The organism is Streptosporangium sp. H13245 (assembly GCF_055690525.1).
In genome coordinates, this window is record NZ_JBSZKT010000013.1 from 166,780 (window position 1) to 183,315 (window position 16,536).

At 70.8% G+C, this 16,536-nt stretch carries 15 protein-coding genes and 1 CRISPR repeat array; of the genes, 8 read left to right on the forward strand and 7 right to left on the reverse strand.

All coding sequences use genetic code 11. The features are described from left to right. The first annotated feature begins 41 nt into the window (after positions 1-41). Positions 42-485 (forward strand): cytidine deaminase, encoded by a 444-nt coding sequence (locus ACW9TB_RS21245; RefSeq protein ID WP_472749769.1) that lies wholly within the window; start codon positions 42-44, stop codon positions 483-485. 2 nt (positions 486-487) lie between these two features. Further along, entirely contained in the window at positions 488-1,768 is a 1,281-nt protein-coding gene (locus tag ACW9TB_RS21250) for a thymidine phosphorylase (protein ID WP_472749770.1), read from the forward strand. A gap of 264 nt (positions 1,769-2,032) precedes the next feature. Here ACW9TB_RS21250 and ACW9TB_RS21255 read toward each other — a convergent pair whose 3' ends face one another. Further along, positions 2,033-2,578, reverse strand: coding sequence for a MarR family winged helix-turn-helix transcriptional regulator (locus tag ACW9TB_RS21255; protein WP_472749771.1), 546 nt, complete (start codon positions 2,576-2,578; stop codon positions 2,033-2,035). 87 nt (positions 2,579-2,665) lie between these two features. Here ACW9TB_RS21255 and ACW9TB_RS21260 point away from each other — a divergent pair, with 87 nt between their 5' ends. The 5 genes from ACW9TB_RS21260 to ACW9TB_RS21280 all read left to right on the forward strand — a co-directional run bounded on the left by ACW9TB_RS21260 (position 2,666) and on the right by ACW9TB_RS21280 (position 7,481). Continuing rightward, positions 2,666-4,117 carry an MFS transporter gene (locus ACW9TB_RS21260; RefSeq protein WP_472749772.1) on the forward strand — a complete coding sequence of 484 codons (1,452 nt, stop codon included), beginning with the start codon at positions 2,666-2,668 and terminating at the stop codon, positions 4,115-4,117. A 347-nt stretch (positions 4,118-4,464) separates the two neighbouring features. Further along, positions 4,465-5,079 (forward strand): AMIN-like domain-containing (lipo)protein, encoded by a 615-nt coding sequence (locus ACW9TB_RS21265; protein ID WP_472749773.1) that lies wholly within the window; start codon positions 4,465-4,467, stop codon positions 5,077-5,079. A 102-nt stretch (positions 5,080-5,181) separates the two neighbouring features. Further along, the gene (locus ACW9TB_RS21270) at positions 5,182-5,538 is read left to right on the forward strand and encodes a cupin domain-containing protein (RefSeq protein WP_472749774.1); all 357 of its coding nucleotides are present in this window, start codon (positions 5,182-5,184) and stop codon (positions 5,536-5,538) included. 183 nt (positions 5,539-5,721) lie between these two features. Further along, positions 5,722-6,801 carry an adenosine deaminase gene (locus tag ACW9TB_RS21275; protein WP_472749775.1) on the forward strand — a complete coding sequence of 360 codons (1,080 nt, stop codon included), beginning with the start codon at positions 5,722-5,724 and terminating at the stop codon, positions 6,799-6,801. Positions 6,802-6,833: 32 nt separating this feature from the next. Further along, complete coding sequence (locus ACW9TB_RS21280) at positions 6,834-7,481, forward strand: PH domain-containing protein (protein WP_472749776.1); 648 nt, start codon at positions 6,834-6,836, stop codon at positions 7,479-7,481. 19 nt (positions 7,482-7,500) lie between these two features. Here ACW9TB_RS21280 and ACW9TB_RS21285 read toward each other — a convergent pair whose 3' ends face one another. From ACW9TB_RS21285 to ACW9TB_RS21300, 4 genes are all read right to left on the reverse strand, one after another. Further along, on the reverse strand, positions 7,501-9,144 hold the full coding sequence (locus ACW9TB_RS21285; protein ID WP_472749777.1) for a phospho-sugar mutase: 1,644 nt from the start codon (positions 9,142-9,144) through the stop codon (positions 7,501-7,503). Positions 9,145-9,305: 161 nt separating this feature from the next. Further along, complete coding sequence (locus ACW9TB_RS21290) at positions 9,306-10,109, reverse strand: purine-nucleoside phosphorylase (RefSeq protein WP_472749778.1); 804 nt, start codon at positions 10,107-10,109, stop codon at positions 9,306-9,308. Positions 10,110-10,204: 95 nt separating this feature from the next. Next, positions 10,205-11,413 carry a chromate efflux transporter gene (gene chrA, locus ACW9TB_RS21295; protein WP_472749779.1) on the reverse strand — a complete coding sequence of 403 codons (1,209 nt, stop codon included), beginning with the start codon at positions 11,411-11,413 and terminating at the stop codon, positions 10,205-10,207. A gap of 102 nt (positions 11,414-11,515) precedes the next feature. Continuing rightward, a complete protein-coding gene (locus ACW9TB_RS21300) occupies positions 11,516-11,974 on the reverse strand; it encodes a gamma-glutamylcyclotransferase family protein (protein ID WP_472749780.1) in 459 nt (152 codons plus the stop codon). A gap of 153 nt (positions 11,975-12,127) precedes the next feature. Between ACW9TB_RS21300 and ACW9TB_RS21305 the strand changes: the two genes are divergently transcribed. Continuing rightward, the gene (locus ACW9TB_RS21305; RefSeq protein WP_472749781.1) at positions 12,128-13,522 is read left to right on the forward strand and encodes an NAD(P)H-quinone dehydrogenase; all 1,395 of its coding nucleotides are present in this window, start codon (positions 12,128-12,130) and stop codon (positions 13,520-13,522) included. A 39-nt stretch (positions 13,523-13,561) separates the two neighbouring features. Here the strand turns inward: ACW9TB_RS21305 and ACW9TB_RS21310 are convergent, their stop codons facing one another. Then, a complete protein-coding gene (locus tag ACW9TB_RS21310; RefSeq protein WP_472749782.1) occupies positions 13,562-14,770 on the reverse strand; it encodes a pentapeptide repeat-containing protein in 1,209 nt (402 codons plus the stop codon). 204 nt (positions 14,771-14,974) lie between these two features. Continuing rightward, on the reverse strand, positions 14,975-15,373 hold the full coding sequence (locus ACW9TB_RS21315) for a VOC family protein (protein ID WP_472749783.1): 399 nt from the start codon (positions 15,371-15,373) through the stop codon (positions 14,975-14,977). 400 nt (positions 15,374-15,773) lie between these two features. Further along, positions 15,774-16,483: direct repeats of the CRISPR family, unit length 37 nt; unit sequence CCAGCACCGTTCCTCCGGGGTCGGTGAGAATCGCAAC. Positions 16,484-16,536 lie beyond the last annotated feature (53 nt).

The following is a 16,536-nucleotide window of genomic DNA, read 5'->3' on the forward strand; positions in this document are numbered from 1 at the left end:
ACGTGCACCTCACGAGCGGATCTGATTCGATGGGCGGCGAGATGAGCACCGAACCGAGCAGTGAACCGAGCACCGGGGCGGGCATCAGGGCGAGCATCGACTGGGCGGCGCTGAAGGCCGAGGCCGTACGGGCCATGGGCCACGCCTACGCCCCGTACTCCAAGTTCCCGGTCGGCGCCGCCGCGCTGGTGGACGACGGGCGGATCGTGTCCGGCTGCAACGTCGAGAACGCCTCCTACGGCCTCGGGCTGTGCGCCGAGTGCGGGCTGGTGTCCTCGCTCCAGGCCACCGGCGGCGGCCGTCTCGTCGCGTTCACCTGCGTCGACGGGCACGAGGAGCTCCTCATGCCGTGCGGCAGGTGCCGTCAGCTCCTGTACGAGTTCGGCGGCCCTGAGCTGCTGCTGGAGACCATTGACGGCCCGAAGCCGATGGCGGAGATCCTTCCCTACGCCTTCGGGCCCGACGACCTGAGCCGGGGGGCCTGAGCATGGACGCGATCGACGTCATCGTCACCAAGAGGGACGGCAGGGAGCTGTCGGCGGAGCAGATCGACTGGGTGATCGACGCCTACACCAAGGGGGTCGTCGCCGACGAGCAGATGTCCGCGCTCGCGATGGCGATCCTGCTCAACGGCATGAACCGGCGGGAGATCGCCGGATGGACCCAGGCCATGATCCGCTCCGGGTCCAGGATGGACTGGTCGTCGCTGCCGGGACCCACCACCGACAAGCACTCCACCGGCGGCGTCGGTGACAAGATCACGTTGCCGCTGGCGCCGCTGGTCGCCGCGTGCGGGGGGTACGTGCCCCAGCTGTCCGGCAGGGGACTCGGCCACACCGGCGGCACCCTGGACAAGCTGGAGTCCATCCCCGGCTGGCGGGCGTCCCTGTCCAACGACGGGATGCTCGACGTGCTCGGCAAGGCCGGGGCGGTCATCTGCGCGGCGGGCGACGGTCTCGCCCCCGCCGACAAGAAGCTGTACGCGCTCCGCGACGTCACCGGCACCGTCGAGGCGATCCCGCTGATCGCCTCCTCGATCATGTCGAAGAAGATCGCGGAGGGCACCGGCGCGCTCGTCCTGGACGTCAAGGTCGGCTCCGGGGCCTTCATGAAGAACGTGGAGCAGGCCCGCGAGCTGGCCACGACCATGGTCGAGCTGGGCACCGACGCCGGGGTCAACACGGTCGCGTTGCTGACCGCGATGGACCGGCCGCTGGGCCGGGCCGTGGGCAACGCCCTGGAGGTCACCGAGTCGGTCGAGGTGCTCGCCGGAGGCGGGCCCGCCGACGTGGTCGAGCTGACCGTACGGCTGGCGCGGGAGATGCTCCGGGCGGCGGGCCTGTCCGGGGCCAAGGACCCCGAGCGCGCCCTCGCGGACGGCTCGGCGATGGACGCCTGGCGCCGGATGATCACCGCCCAGGGCGGTGACCCCGACGCCCTGCTGCCCAGGGCCGCCGAGACCGTGGAGATCACCGTTCCCTCGTCCGGCGTGCTGTCCAGGCTCGACGCGTACGGTGTGGGCCTGGCGGCCTGGCGGCTCGGCGCGGGCCGGGAGCGCAAGGAGGACCCGGTGTCGTTCGGCGCGGGCATCGTGCTGCACGCCAAGCCGGGGGACCTGGTCCGCGAGGGGCAGCCGCTGATGACGCTGCACGCCGACGAGACCTCGCGCTTCGAGCGGGCGCTCGCCGCCCTGGAAGGCGCCTACACCATCGGCGAGATCGCCGACCCGGACCTGCTCCCCCTGGTGATCGACCGCGTCACCGCCTGAGGCGGTGACGCTCCCGCGCCGGGACCCGGCCGGGCCGGTACGCGGGGCCTGCGGAGCGGGGTAGCTGCGAGCTTCGGCTTGGTTGGTCGTGGGGCTTGCGTACGGGGGCAGCTGTGGGCTTCGGCTGGTCCGGCTGGGTCGGTCGTGGGGCTTGTGGACCGGTCGAGGTGGCTGCGGGTTTCGGTTGGTCCGGCCGGGTCGGCCGTGAGGTCCCGGTTGGGGGCCGGTCGTGGACCCCGGGGTGCTGTCGTGGACTCGGGGTGCTTAGGAGGACGTCTGGAGGGCGGTGGGGGCGGACAGTCGCGGGCAGGGTACGTCGGCTTTTTCCCGTACCTCGTCGCCGTTGTCCCGGATTTCCCCGCCGTGCTCCCGGGCCTTGTCGCCGTCTTCCCGTGCCTTCCCGCTGTGTTCCCAGCTCCCGCCGGTTTCCTCGCGGGCCGGTGAGCCGAAGATCTCACCGATCACGGCGCGGTGGGTGGGCAGGGCGGTCGCGTGGCGCTCGCGGCCGTCTTCGGTGATGCCGACGAAGATGCCGCGCCGGTCGTCCTCGCAGATGCGGCGGGTCACCAGGCCCGCCTTCTCCAGGCGGGCGATCAGCCGGGAGCAGGCGCTCTGGCTCAGGTGGACCGCGTCGGCGATCTCCTGAACCCGGTATTTGCCCCGGCCGCCCTCGACCATCCGTTCCAGGACCTCGAACTCGCTCATGCCGAGCCGGTGACGATCGGAGAGCTCACGCTCCAGCGCGCAGGCGGTCGTGGCGTGCTTGGCGAGCACCTCACGCCACGCGCGGACCGTGGACTCGTCGTTCATGCCGGGGATCGTACCATGCGTGAACATTAAATGCACAGGAATTAAATGCCTTTGCATTAGATGCGCCTGCATGTATCGTCGGACGACATGACCCCTGCATCGACTTCAACGGCTCCACCCTCTTCACCGGCCGACGAGCGCTGGGGCGCGGGCCTGTGGGCGGCGCTCGCCGTGCTCTGCGCCGTGATCTTCCTTGACGCCCTCGACGTCTCGATGGTGGGAGTCGCCCTGCCGTCCATCCAGGCGGACCTGGGGCTGTCCACGTCCTCCCTGCAGTGGGTGGTCAGCGGATACGTGCTCGGCTACGGCGGGCTGCTCCTCCTCGGCGGCAGGACCGCCGACCTGCTCGGGCGTCGCAGGGTCTTCCTGGTCGCCCTCGCGGTCTTCGCCGTGGCCTCGCTCCTCGGCGGCCTCGTCAACGACGGCACGCTGCTGATCGCGGCCCGCTTCGTCAAGGGCGTCAGCGCCGCCTTCACCGCGCCCGCCGCGCTCTCCATCATCACCACCACCTTCGCCGAGGGACCTGCCCGCAACAGGGCTCTCAGCGTCTTCACCGCCTCCGGTGCCAGCGGTTTCTCCCTGGGACTCGTCATCTCGGGATTCCTGACCGAAATCGGCTGGCGATGGACGTTCCTCATGCCCGTCCCCGTCGCGATCATCGCGCTGGTCGCGGCCCTGAAGTTCCTTCCCCGGCAGCGGGAGGAACGCGCCGAGGGCGGCCACGACCTCATCGGCGCCGTCACCATCACCGGTTCCATGCTGCTGCTCGTCTACGCAGTGGTGGAGGCGCCCGGCGCGGGCTGGGGCTCGCCGCGCACGATCGCCTCGCTGCTGGGAGCCGCCCTGCTGCTCGCCGTCTTCGTGTACGCCGAACTGCGCGTCAAGCACCCGCTGGTACGCCTCGGCATCCTGCGTTCCGGCCCGATCGTCCGCGCCAACCTGGGGCTCGTGATCCTGTTCGGCTCCTACGTCGGCTTCCAGTTCGTCGCCATGCAGTACTTCCAGAACTTCCTGCACTGGTCGGCCCTGGAGACCGCGCTGGCCTTCCTGCCCGCCGGGCTCCTGGTGGCGGTGACCTCCACCAGGATGGGCAAGCTGGCCGACCGGTTCGGCACCGCCCGGCTGATCGTGATCGGCTCGGCCGCCCTGGCCGCCGGGTACGCGTTCTTCCTCCGGGTGAACGGTGACCCCAGCCTGGCCACGCTGATCATCCCCGGCATGGTCCTGCTGGGCGTCGCGTTCGCCCTGTCCTTCCCCTCGCTGAACATCCAGGCCACCAACGGGGTGGCCGACGACGAGCAGGGGCTGGCCTCCGGCCTGCTCAACACCTCGGGGCAGGTCGGCGGCGCGGTCGTGCTGGCCGTCGTGACGGCCGTCCTCACCTCCGGTACGGGCGCCGACCCGATCGGCACCTTCCGCGCCGCCATCACGGTCTCGGGGATCCTCGCCCTGGTCGGCCTGGTGGTCGCCCTCACGGGTCTCCGTACCCGCCGCGCGACCGTCGCGGCCGAGGGGGAGAAGGTGCTGGAAACCGTCTGACCGTTCTCGTTCTTCCCGGGAACCTCTCGCGTCTCCGCGTCGTAAGGGAACGCGGGGCCGGGGGAGACGAGGGGTGCCGCCGCCGGACACCGGGGCCCGGCGGCGGCACCTTTCGGCTTTCCCGGAGCCTCTTTCCCTGAGCCTGTTCCCTTAGACTCCCTGGACTCCCCGGAGTCTCTTCCCCCGGAACGCCGAGGTTCTCGCCGCGATCCGCCACCCCTCCCGCCGTGATCCAGGTGCTTGACTCCCCCCTCGACAAGGTGTCACGATCCGGCCAGGGTGCATGTGGGCGGCCGGAGGTGAACCTCTCCGGAGACCTGAGCATCTAACGGGGCAGGAGGCTCATCATGAACCGCACGCTCGTTCCCCTCGCGCTCGTCCCCGTGCTTCTGCTCGCGGCCGGATGCGGCTCGGCCACGCAGACCGCGACCCCGTCCCCGGCAGGCCCGGTGACCCCGTCCTCGACGGCCCCGGCGGATTCGGTGGCCACGCCGACCCCCGCGTCCTCCGCCGCCCAGGCGGGACTGCTCCCTCCGACGAGCACCAAGGAGATCAAGGTCGACCGCGACACCGCCACCCAGCCGACCGTCACCGGAGCCCGGTTCGCCGAGCACCCGGGGTTCGACCGGGTGGTGATCGATCTCAAGGGCGAGCTGCCCGGCTACACCGCGCGGTGGGTGCCCGAGCTCCTCCAGGACGGCTCGGGAGACCGGGTCGACGTCAAGGGCGGGGCCTACCTGCGGCTGACGATGACCCCGGCCGTCGCGCACACCGAGGCGGGAAAGACGACCTGGAAGGGCGGCCCGATCTTCCAGACCCAGCTGGGCAACGTCCAGAACGTGGTCAAGATAGGCGACTTCGAGGGCGTGGTGAGCGTGGGCGTCGTCCTCGACCGCAAGGCGCCGTTCCGGGTGCTGGAGCAGAAGAGCCCGTACCGGCTGGTCGTCGACATCGCACACTGAAAGCACCGAAAGCACGGCGGGCACAGGTACCCGGAAGCACCGACGGGAGTGCAAGGGGCGCTGGGAGGCGTCGCACCCCGAGACCGGTGACAGACTGGTCCGATGGTACGCAAAATCGACAGCGCGACACGGATTCCCGTCCCGGGTGGCAAGACGATCGACGAATACGTCGGTCTGGCCAACAGCGGTGACGCCCAGATCTCGATCGCGCACATGAAAGCCCCGCCCGGGTGGGACGAGCCCGCCCAGGCCCCGGAGTTCGCCGAGTACACGCTGGTGCTCAAGGGCACCGTCATCGTGGAGCACGACGGGGGCACGACCGAGGTCGGCGCCGGGCAGGTGTTCGTGTGTGAGCCGGGGGAGCGGATCCGCTACAGCACCGGCTCGGACGGCGCCGAGTACGTCGCCGTCTGCCTGCCCGCCTTCTCTCCGGAGACCGTCAACCGCGACGGCGAGTAACGACGGCGAGTAAGCAGGGCGACACCTGGTGACGGCTCGTCACGCGCCGGTCCCGGCGTCTCGGTACCGGGACCGGCGCGACGTCCCCCTGCAGGGGACACCCGTGTGAACATCCCGAGGCCGGGCCGTGGCGGTGTCTCCGCACAGGCCGACTGGTCAGGCCCCCGACGGTAAGGTTGCCAAATGAGTCAGCTACCCACTTTCGAGCAGATCCGCCTGGCTCCGAAGGTGTTGCTCCACGACCACCTCGACGGTGGCCTGCGGCCGGAGACCATCATCGACCTGGCCCGCGAGACGGGCTACGACAGGTTGCCCGCGACCGAGCCGGAGAGCCTGCGCGCCTGGTTCAGGGAGTCCGCCGACTCCGGTTCGCTGGAGCGCTACCTGGAGACCTTCGACCACACGGTCGGCGTCATGCAGACGCGCGAGGCGCTGGTCAGGGTCGCCGCCGAATGCGCCGAGGACCTGGCGGACGACGGTGTTGTCTACGCCGAGGTGCGTTACGCGCCCGAGCAGCACACCTCCGAGGGCCTCAGCCTCGAAGAGGTCATCGAGGCCGTGCAGGAGGGCTTCGGCGCCGGTTCCGAGGGCCGTGGCATCCGGGTGGGCACGCTGCTCACCGCCATGCGCCACCAGGCCAGGTCCATGGAGATCGCCGAGCTCGCGGTCCGCTACCGCGACAGCGGGGTGGTCGGGTTCGACATCGCCGGTGCGGAGGCGGGCTACCCTCCCACCCGCCACCTCGACGCCTTCGAGTACCTCCAGCGGGAGAACGCCCACTTCACCATCCACGCCGGTGAGGCGTTCGGCCTGCCGTCGATCTGGCAGGCGATCCAGTGGTGCGGCGCCGACCGGCTCGGTCACGGCGTACGGATCATCGACGACATCTCCGTCCAGGGCGACGGGGAGCCCAAGCTGGGGCGCCTGGCGGCCTACGTCCGCGACAAGCGCATCCCGCTGGAGATGTGCCCGACGTCCAACCTGCAGACCGGTGCGGCGGCCTCCATCGCCGAGCACCCGATCGGCCTGCTGCGCCGCCTGAACTTCCGGGTCACGGTCAACACCGACAACCGGCTGATGAGCGGTACGTCCGTCTCCGAAGAGTTCGCCAAGCTGTCGGAGGCGTTCGGCTACGGCTGGGACGACATGCTGTGGTTCACCGTCAACGCGATGAAGTCCGCGTTCCTGCCGTTCGACGAGCGCCTGTCGCTCATCAACGGCGTCATCAAGCCCGGTTTCGCGCGCCTCAAGTGGCAGGCGTGAACGGGCTCGTCCGAGTGAAGTGAGCTTTTCCGATGAAGCAGGTGTTCCGCTCCACCTTCGCGATGATCGTCGGCTGGGTCTGGATGGCCTTCGCCGCGTTCAGCGCGATCGATCTGGTCGTCCGCTACAACGGGCAGACGTCGATGGTCGCCGCGGCGGTGCTGGGGGTGCTGACCGCGCTGGTCTTCGTCACCTGCCTGCGCCCGGCGGTCATCCTCTCCGAGGAGGGCGTCCGGGTCCGCAACCCGCTGAGGAACGCCTTCGTGCCCTGGCGAGACGTGGACGAGGTCACGGCCTCCCACTCGATCACGATCACCTCCGGTGGTGAGAGCGTCCGCTGCTGGGTGCCGCAGGCCTCGGCTCGCGAGCGGGCGGCGGCCGCACGCAGGGGGAAGCCCGTGGCCACGCGGGGCCGCTTCAAAACCGAGCCGGTCCGTTCGAAGGGCGAGCAGGCCGCCGCCGAGGCGCTGGCGGGCAGGACCCACGCCGACTGGGTGGCCGAGCAGATCACCGAACGCGCGCAGGCCGCCAGGCACGCGGTCTCGACGACCGGGACCCCGGCGGCGACCGGAGGAAAGCCCGAAGCTGGGACCGGCGCCCCCAAGGTGACCTGGGCGCCGGACGCCCTGGCGGCCTTCGCGGTCGCGGTCCTGCTGGTGGTCGCCGCCTTCCTCGCCTGACCGCACCGGCCGCGCCTCGTCAGAGGCCGAGGGCCTCGGTGAGGTCGGCCTTCAGGGCGTCGAGATCCCGTACGGCCCGCTCCCGGGCGGCCGGAACCTCGCCGGTCACCGGGACCACGACCTCCAGGTAGCACTTGAGCTTGGGCTCGGTGCCCGAGGGGCGGACGACGACCCGGGCGCCTCCGGCCAGGTGGTAGCGGACGCCGTCGGTGGGCGGCAACCCGCCCGCGCCGAGGCTCAGGTCGTCGGCCGCCTCGACCTCGCGGCCGCCGAGCCGCGCGGGCGGCGCGGCCCGCAGGCGGGCCATCGCCCCGGTGATCAGCGACAGGTCGGCCACCCGGAACGACAGCTGGGACGTGGCGTGCAGGCCGTGACGGCGTGCCAGGTCGTCCAGGAGGTCGAGCAGGCCGCGGCCCTCCAGCTTGGCCCGCGCGGCGATCCCGGCCACGGTCAGCGCCGCGCCGATGCCGTCCTTGTCGTGTACGGGCAGCCCGAGGTCGGAGCCGACGCTGTATCCCAGCGCCTCCTCGTACCCGAACAGCAGGCCCTCACCGGCCTTCATGATCCACTTGAAGCCGGTCAGGGTCTCGGCGTAGCGCACCCCGTACCCTGTGGCGATCTTGCCGAGCAGGGACGACGACACGATGGTGGTCGCCACCAGGCGGCCGTCGCCCGAGGTACGCCGGATCACGTGCTCGCCCAGCAGGGCGCCCACCTCGTCGCCGGTCAGCATCCGGTAGCCGCCGCCGGGCAGCGGCACGCCCACCGCGCAGCGGTCCGCGTCGGGGTCATTGGCCAGCACCAGGTCCGCGCCGATCCGCTCCGCGAGCTCCAGCGCGAGGTCCATCGCGCCGGGCTCCTCCGGGTTGGGGAAGGCGACGGTGGGGAAGTCGGGGTCGGGTTCGGCCTGCGCCCCGACGGTCGCGGGCGCGTCGAACCCGGCCGCGACGAAGGCCCTGGCCAGGGTGTCGCCGCCCACGCCGTGCAGCGGGGTGTACGCCACCCGCAGCTCGCGGGCGTCACCGATCGGGAGCGCGGCCACCGCCGCCAGGTAGGCGGCCACGATGCCGTCGTCCAGCTCGCTCCAGGCGGGGTCGCCGGGGGAGCCGAGGGGCAGCTCGGAGACCGGCCCCGTCGCGTCGATGGCGGCGGAGATCTCCGCGTCGACCGGCGGCACGATCTGGGAGCCGTCGCCCCAGTAGACCTTGTAGCCGTTGTCGCGGGGCGGGTTGTGGCTGGCGGTGACGGTCACGCCCGCGTCGGCGCCGAGGTGGCGGACGGCGAAGGCCAGCACGGGGGTGGGCAGCGGCCGGGGGAGGACCGAGGCACGCAGCCCGGCCCCGGTGAGCACGGCCGCGGTGTCGCGGGCGAAGGTGTCCGACTTGTGCCGGGCGTCGTAGCCGATCACGACGTGTTTGCCGGGACCGAGAACGCGGGCCAGCCCGGCCGCGGCGCGCATGACCGTCACCCGGTTCATCCGGTTGGGCCCGGCGCCCAGCTCACCCCTGAGCCCGGCGGTGCCGAACTCCAGCCTGGAGCCGAACCGCTCGCGCAGCGCGTCGCCGTCTCCGCTCTCCAGTAGTTTCGCCAGCTCCGCGCGTGTGTCGGGGTCGGGGTCCTGGGCCAGCCAGGAACGGGCGAGCCCCGCGAGATCGCTGCTCATCGTCACCTCTCGGGGCGGGGCCCGTCCGCTCGCCGGGCCCGCCTCCTGTTGATCCCTGAAGCCAGGGTGATTCTCGAAAGCCGGATGTTTCCCGGGACCGGCCCGGCCGGGAGGGGATCCCGGCGGAACCGATTCCCGCGGCCTGTCAGAGCATGCGGGCCCTAAAGCTTGCCGACGACCTTGGCCAGCAGGCCGCCCATGCGCGCGGCGGTGGCGCGGCCGACCTCCAGGACCTCCTCGTGGTTGAGCGGCTCCCCCACGAGTCCGGCGCCCGGGTTCGTGACCAGGGAGATGCCCAGCACGTCGGCGCCGCCCTCGCGGGCCGCGATGGCCTCCAGCACGGTGGACATGCCCACCATGTCGCCGCCGAGGACGCGGCACATGCGGACCTCGGCCGGGGTCTCGTACGTCGGGCCGCGGAAGGCCACGTAGACGCCCTCGGCCAGCGACGGGTCGGCCTCGCGGGCCAGCTCGCGCAGGCGCGGGGTGTAGACGTCGGTGAGGTCGACGAAGGTGGCGCCGGTGATCGGGCTGGCACCGGTCAGGTTGATGTGGTCACTGATCAGCACCGCCTCGCCGACCTCCTGGGTCTCGGGGCGCAGGCCCCCGGCGGCGTTGGTCAGCACGATCGTGCCCGCCCCGGCTCTGATCGCGGTCCGCACACCGTGCACGACCGGCTCCACGCCTCGGCCCTCGTAAAGGTGGGTGCGGCCCAGGAAGATCAGTACGTTCTTGCCCGACTCGGTCCGTACGGCGCGGACGCGGCCCGCGTGGCCCTGCACGGCGGGTGGCGCGAAGCCGGGCAGGTCGGTCACCGGGATCTCGGCGACCGTCTCACCGATCGCGTCGGCGGCCGGGACCCAGCCGGAGCCCATCACCAGCGCGACGTCGAAGGAGTCCACGCCGACGGCGCTTCTCAGCGCGTCCGCGGCGTTGGTGGCGAGTGCATACGGGTCATTGGTCACGTCACCGAGCGTACCGGTCATCCGTCCTCGTGCCGCGCCGTGTCCCCTGCTCAGCGTCCCCTGTTCAGCGGAGGGCGCCGGTCCGCCCGTGGCGGTCAGCCGAGCCGGGTGACGGCCACCGAGACCAGGCCGATCGCGGCTCCCGCCGCGATCAGCCACGCCGAGTTCAGCGTCGTCCTCCACAGCGCCAGCAGCGCCCCGGCCGTCAGCGCCCAGGTGAGCGGATCGACCAGGGAGGTACGGCCGAGCTGGAGCGTCACCCCGGCCATCAGCGCCACCGCGGCGGCGTTCACCCCGTCGAGCAGCGCGCTCGACCAGGCCCTCGACCTGATCCGGTCGGTGATCCTCGTGAGCAGCCCGACCAGCAGGAAGCTCGGCAGGAAGATCGCCACCGTGGCGAGGACCGCGCCCGGTACCCCGGCGACCAGGTAGCCGACGAAGGTGGCCGTGGTGAACACCGGGCCCGGGGTGAACTGGCCGATCGAGATGGCGTCGGCGAGCTGGGCGCCGGTGAGCCAGCCGAGCCGCTCGACGAAGTCGCCCTCCAGGAAGGCCAGCAGGACGTAGCCGCTCCCGTACAGGACGGCCCCGATCTTGAGCATGGTGAGGAAGAGGCGGAGCAGCTGGTCGGGGTCCTGGCCGCCGGCCAGGGCCAGCGGCGCGGCCAGCAGCGCCCGCGCGGACCGGGAGCCGTCGGCGGGCGGTTCCCGTCCCGGCCCGCGCGGGCGGGAACGCCGGGCGGAGGCCGCCCGCACCGCCACGGTCAGCAGGCCCCCGGCGGCGAGCAGGAGCAGCTCGTGCACGCCGAGCAGGTAGGCCACCAGGACGCTCCCGGCCAGGATCCACAGGTACGTGGTCCCCAGCGCGGTACGGACCAGGGAGAGCAGGGCCCAGACGATGATCGCGATGACGACGGGCCTGATGCCGTACAGGATCCCGCTGACCGCCGGGGTGCGGCCGTAGCGGACGTACAGGGCAGCCAGCGTGCCGACCATGAGCGCGGCGGGCAGGATGAAACAGACCCCGGCCGACACCAGGCCGCGCCACCGGGCGCGCTCGTGGCCGATGTGGATGGCCAGCTCCGTGGAGGAGGGGCCGGGGATGAGGTTGGTCGCGCCGACCAGGTCGAGGAAGCGCTGCTCGGTCAGCCAGCCGCGCCGCCGTACCACCTCGTCGTGCATCATCGCGATGTGCGCCGCGGGACCCCCGAAGGCGATGACGCCCAGCCGAAGGAACAGCCAGGTCACCTCGCGCGGGGATGACCGGCGCCCGGTTTCTCCGTCCTCGGGAGGTATCTCCTTCACCAGGGAATCATGACATTTTTCCAGGTGAAGGCGGGGTGGCGTCCCGGTTAACCGCACCTCCCGCGTGTGCGTCCGGGCTCCCTGTGTTACCCGAGGTCACCGTTACCCGAGGTCACCCAGGGAGGTGCAGGGACGGCCGCGCAGCGCCCTGACGTAGTCGTCGGGGGCGCCCGCGCGCTCGGCGGCCTCGGCCAGGATGCCGAGGTAGCGGGCCGAGGGCAGCCCGCCCTCGTATCCGTCGAGCACGTAGAACCATGCCACGACCTCACCCTCCATGGTCTGCACCCGGAGCCTGACCTTGTGGTAGAGGCCGCGCGCCGCGCCCTCCCACTGGTCGAGAGAGCTCTCGTCCCACTCGGGCACGTCGTAGAGGACGACGAAAACCTGGTCGTCAGGGTCTTCGACGATGGAGGCGAGCGCGCCCTCCCAGCCGAGATCGTTCCCGCCGAAGGTCAGGCGCCAGCCCTGGAGCCAGCCCGTCCCCCTGATCGGGGAATGAGGGGCCCGCTGGGCCATCTGCTTCGGGTCCATGTTGCTGCCGTAAGCGGCGTAGACAGGCACGGTGACCAACACTAATCCAAGATCCGTGAGACGCTCACCCGGCTTCGAAGCCACGCCGATCTCTGGTGGAATCGCGATGGTTTTGTGGGGGTTCCGTGGCTTAAGAGGGATGCCGAGCGAGCTTCGGTCCCGTCATGCGGGAGAATGGGATATGTGACGAGGATAGTGATCATCGGTGGCGGTCCCGGCGGATACGAGGCGGCGCTGGTCGCCGCCCAACTGGGAGCGCAGGTCACCGTGGTCGAACAGGACGGCCCCGGCGGGGCCTGCGTCCTCACCGACTGCGTGCCGTCCAAGACGCTGATCGCCACCTCGGTGCGCAAGCAGGCGCTTCTCGACGCCAGCATGCTGGGCGTCCACTACACCGGCGGCCCCGACGGCGACGTCGGCGGCGTCATCGCCGACATGCCGCTGGTGAACAGGCGCGTCAAGGAGCTCGCCCGCGCGCAGTCCGCCGACATCGCCGCCCGGCTGGCGGCCGAGGGCGTCGAGGTGGTCAGGGCCGAGGGACGGCTGGTCGACCCGCAGGTGGTCAGGGCCGGAGACAGGACGATCCGCGCGGACGTCGTCATCGTGGCGACCGGCGCGACCCCGCGCATCCTGCCCGGCGCCGAGCCCGACGGCGAGCGCATCCTCACCTGGCGTCAGCTGTACGACCTGGAGGAGCTGCCCGAGCACCTCATCGTGGTCGGCTCCGGCGTCACCGGCGCGGAGTTCGCGGGCGCCTACCGCTCGCTGGGCTCGGAGGTCACGCTCGTCTCCTCCCGCGACCGCATGATGCCCAACGAGGACGCCGACGCCGCCGAGGTCCTCGAAGAGGTGTACCGCCGCCGAGGCATGAACGTCATGGGCCGCTCCCGCGCCGAGTCCGTCAAGCGCACCCCGGGCGGCGTGGTCGTCACCCTGGAGGACGGCCGGACCGCCGAGGGCAGCCACTGCCTCATGACGGTCGGCATGGTCCCCAACACCGCGGGGCTCGGCCTTGAGGAGGCCGGGGTCACCCTCGACAAGGGCGGGTTCATCCAGGTCGACAAGGTCTCCCGCACCTCCGCGCCCGGCGTCTACGCGGCCGGAGACTGCACCGGGGTCCTGATGCTCGCCTCGGTCGCCGCCATGCAGGGCCGGATCGCCGTCTGGCACGCCCTCGGCGAGGCCGTGCACCCGCTCCGCCTGGCCACCGTGGCCTCCGCCATCTTCACCGACCCCGAGATCGCCGCCGTGGGCATCGCCGAGCGGGCGGTCGAGAGCGGGGAGATCGAGGCCAACGTCGTCAAGCTGCCGCTGGCCACCAACGCCCGCGCCAAGATGCAGGGTTTCAACGACGGCTTCGTGAAGCTGTTCTGCCGCCCGAACACCGGCATCATCCTCGGCGGCGTCGTGGTCGCCCCCCGCGCGTCGGAGCTGATCCTCGCGGTCTCGGTCGCCGTGCAGCAGCGGCTGACCGTCGACCAGATCGCCCACACCTTCGCGGTCTATCCTTCCCTGTCCGGCTCCGTCACCGAGGCCGCCCGCCGCCTCATGCAGCCCATGACCCCCAGCGGCATCTGACCCGTCCTGCTCCTGTACGTCACCGGGCCCCGTCGCGCTCTAGTGCACGCGGGAGCGGAGGCGGCCCAGGGCGGCTCGGCCGTCCTGGACGGCGCGGGCCACGAAGTGCAGTTCCTGGTCGCGGCGGGCGACCAGCAGGGCCTGCTTGGCCGCCTCGTAGGCGTCGAGGGCGAGGCGCCAGTCGCGGTCGGCGGTCATGCCGCCGCGCCCGCTGACCTGGAACTCGTAGTCGAGCTGGTCGATCTCCTCGCCCAGCCGGGTGATGTCCTCCTCGGCGCCGCGCCGCATCAGGGCGAACTGGGCGTTGCGCCGGGTCCGCCGCTGGGCGCTGACGCCCCAGGCCACCACGGTCACCGCCAGGCCCACCGCGCTGAGCACGACCATGATCAGCCCCACGGACGGGCCACCGCCTTGGACGGCCTCGTCCTGCGGGGCCTCCGTCTCCTCGGCCCCCTTCTTGGCCCCGAAGATGTCGAGGTCGGGCAGCGAGGTCGGCACCGCGAGGGTGACGCCCGTGGGGTTGCCCTTGGAACCGGTGAGGTCGGCGTCGTCGGCCTGGGTGAAGGACGCGCCCTCGACCAGCGCGCCGGTGAAGTCGGCGCCGTCCAGCTCGGCCTGGGTGAACTCGACCTCGCTCACGTCGGCGTCCTTGAACGTCGCGTTGCGCAGGTTCGCCTGGCTCATCTTGGCCTCGCGGAGCTTGGCCCTGGTGAAGTCGGCCTTGCGCGCCTTGAGCTGGCCGGGGGTGCTCTCCTCCAGGTCGGCGTCGACCAGCTTGGCGTTGGTGAAGTCGACCTGGGTCAGCTCGGCCCTGGTCAGGGTCGCCCCGGTCAGGTTCGCGTGCGGAAACTCCGCCTGCCCCGCCTCGGCGTCGATCAGGATCGCGCCCCGCAGATCGGCGTGGTCGGCGTGCATCTGCCCCAGGTCGGCCTCGGAGAGGTTGGCGCCCCGCAGGTCGGCGTACTTCAGCGTGGCCTGCGTGAGGTTGGCCTTCTTGAGCGAGGCGTCGCGCAGGATCGCTCCGGTGAGGTCCTTCTGGAGCAGCTCCACGCTGTCCAGCTTGGCCCTGGTCAGGTCGGCGCAGCGCAGGCTGGCGGGGAGCTGGGCACCCCGGGTGAAGTCCTTGCCGCGCAGGTTGACGCCCTGGCCAGGCTTGCACGGCCCGGCCACGGCCTGGGCGGGAGAGATCACTGTCCCCGACAGCGCGAAGATCGCGACGATGAGAGCCAGGGGGATGGAACGACGCACGGGAGCCTCCTTCAAAGCAGCCCCGATCGTGTCAGCGGACCATTGCATCACGCTAGATACTCGCTTGCACCTTTTCTGCTACATATCTTGCGGGCAGACCTTTCACCGGGATCCCGGCGGAATCCACTTTCCGCTTTCCGCCGGGATTCGGTTTCGCCACGTGACAGCCGCTGTCCGTTTTGGTGTCCGTGTCCGTTTCCGTGTTCAGGCCGGGCCGAGCAGGTCCCATCGATTGCCGGAGATGTCCAGGAAGACGACGATCCGCCCGTACGGCTCGGTGCGCGGTGCGGTCACGAACTCGACCCCGGCCGCCACCATCCGCGCGTACGCGGCGTCGAAGTCGTCCACCCGCAGGAAGAACCCCACCCGTCCGGCGAACTGCTCCCCGACGACGGCGGCCTGGCGCTCGCCGTCCGCACGGGCGAGGAGAATGCCGGTCTCACCTCCCGGTGGCCGGACGACGACCCACCGCTTCGGGCGGCCGTCGTTCGTCAACGACGGCGAGTCCTCGACCAGCTCGAAGCCCAGGGCACCGGTGAAGAACTCGATGGCCCGGTCATAGTCGTCCACGACGATCGCCACCAGCTCGATGTGCATCTTCATGATCGCAAGTCTACGGATTTCGACCACGAGAGCTGAAACGCGCATATCGCGCGTAACGAGGCGATACCGGGCTCGGCCGATGAACCTGTAGTGATGCGAGACGGCGGACGTCGTAGCGGAAGCTCGGCGACGCGGTGTGCGAGTGACCGTGATCTGGCCGAAGGGGTTACCAGAGGCTAAAGGCATCCCTCCCTGTGTCAACCTCAAGTGCTGGACGATGCCGGGCGTGATAGATGCACGCGGCCTGTTGTTTTTCGTAGTCCCTTAATGATCTAGGAACCCCCGGTATGCGCGCGACACGCCGCCTGTTCCGAACCGGATTTCGCCATAAATCAGACATCTTCCTTGCCCGCCGGGACGCTTCTCCCTCAAAAAAGGCTAAAATCCCAGCTCAAGAACTCCAGCACCGTTCCTCCGGGGTCGGTGAGAATCGCAACCTGCACTGCGCCCCGAAGACCGCCGCCACCCTGCGCGACCAGCACCGTTCCTCCGGGGTCGGTGAGAATCGCAACGTCTACCGGCCGGGCACGGCCCTGGATGAGGAACTCCCAGCACCGTTCCTCCGGGGTCGGTGAGAATCGCAACATGGCCTACGTGGACCATTGAGGGTCCCGCCGAGTCTCCAGCACCGTTCCTCCGGGGTCGGTGAGAATCGCAACCGAAGGAATGACCCTCCTTGGCCACGTTGGCGTTAAGCCCCAGCACCGTTCCTCCGGGGTCGGTGAGAATCGCAACCTTCGGCCCGCCCCAACACGACACCTCGACCCCTCAGCCCAGCACCGTTCCTCCGGGGTCGGTGAGAATCGCAACAGGGCGGCCTGCGGGCCCGCGTCCCGGCGGGCCGCCACCCAGCACCGTCCCTCCGGGGTCGGTGAGAATCGCAACCCTCATGGCAAGAGCGGTTGTGCCAGCGTCGCAGGGTGCCAGCACCGTCCCTCCGGGGTCGATGAGAATCGCAACGGGAGACGAAGACCAAGGACTTCGTCGAGCGCATCGCCAGCACCGTCCCTCCGGGGTCGGTGAGAATCGCAACACGGGCGAGACGAGTAGTGACCTTGTGCAGGTGATCGCGGCCAGCACCGTCCCTCCGGGGTCGGTGAGAATCGCAACACGGGCGAGACGAGTAGTGACCTTGTGCAGGTGATCGCGGCCAGCACCGTCCC

Bases quoted from the DNA above. Each gene is read 5' to 3' on its own strand.
- ACW9TB_RS21255 (WP_472749771.1), bottom strand. From the start codon at position 2,578: ATGAACGACGAGTCCACGGTCCGCGCGTGGCGTGAGGTGCTCGCCAAG.
- ACW9TB_RS21280 (WP_472749776.1), top strand. From the start codon at position 6,834: ATGAAGCAGGTGTTCCGCTCCACCTTCGCGATGATCGTCGGCTGGGTC.
- ACW9TB_RS21275 (WP_472749775.1), top strand. From the start codon at position 5,722: ATGAGTCAGCTACCCACTTTCGAGCAGATCCGCCTGGCTCCGAAGGTG.
- ACW9TB_RS21265 (WP_472749773.1), top strand. From the start codon at position 4,465: ATGAACCGCACGCTCGTTCCCCTCGCGCTCGTCCCCGTGCTTCTGCTC.
- ACW9TB_RS21250 (WP_472749770.1), top strand. From the start codon at position 488: ATGGACGCGATCGACGTCATCGTCACCAAGAGGGACGGCAGGGAGCTG.
- ACW9TB_RS21285 (WP_472749777.1), bottom strand. From the start codon at position 9,144: ATGAGCAGCGATCTCGCGGGGCTCGCCCGTTCCTGGCTGGCCCAGGAC.
- ACW9TB_RS21260 (WP_472749772.1), top strand. From the start codon at position 2,666: ATGACCCCTGCATCGACTTCAACGGCTCCACCCTCTTCACCGGCCGAC.
- ACW9TB_RS21245 (WP_472749769.1), top strand. From the start codon at position 42: ATGAGCACCGAACCGAGCAGTGAACCGAGCACCGGGGCGGGCATCAGG.
- ACW9TB_RS21315 (WP_472749783.1), bottom strand. From the start codon at position 15,373: ATGAAGATGCACATCGAGCTGGTGGCGATCGTCGTGGACGACTATGAC.
- ACW9TB_RS21270 (WP_472749774.1), top strand. From the start codon at position 5,182: ATGGTACGCAAAATCGACAGCGCGACACGGATTCCCGTCCCGGGTGGC.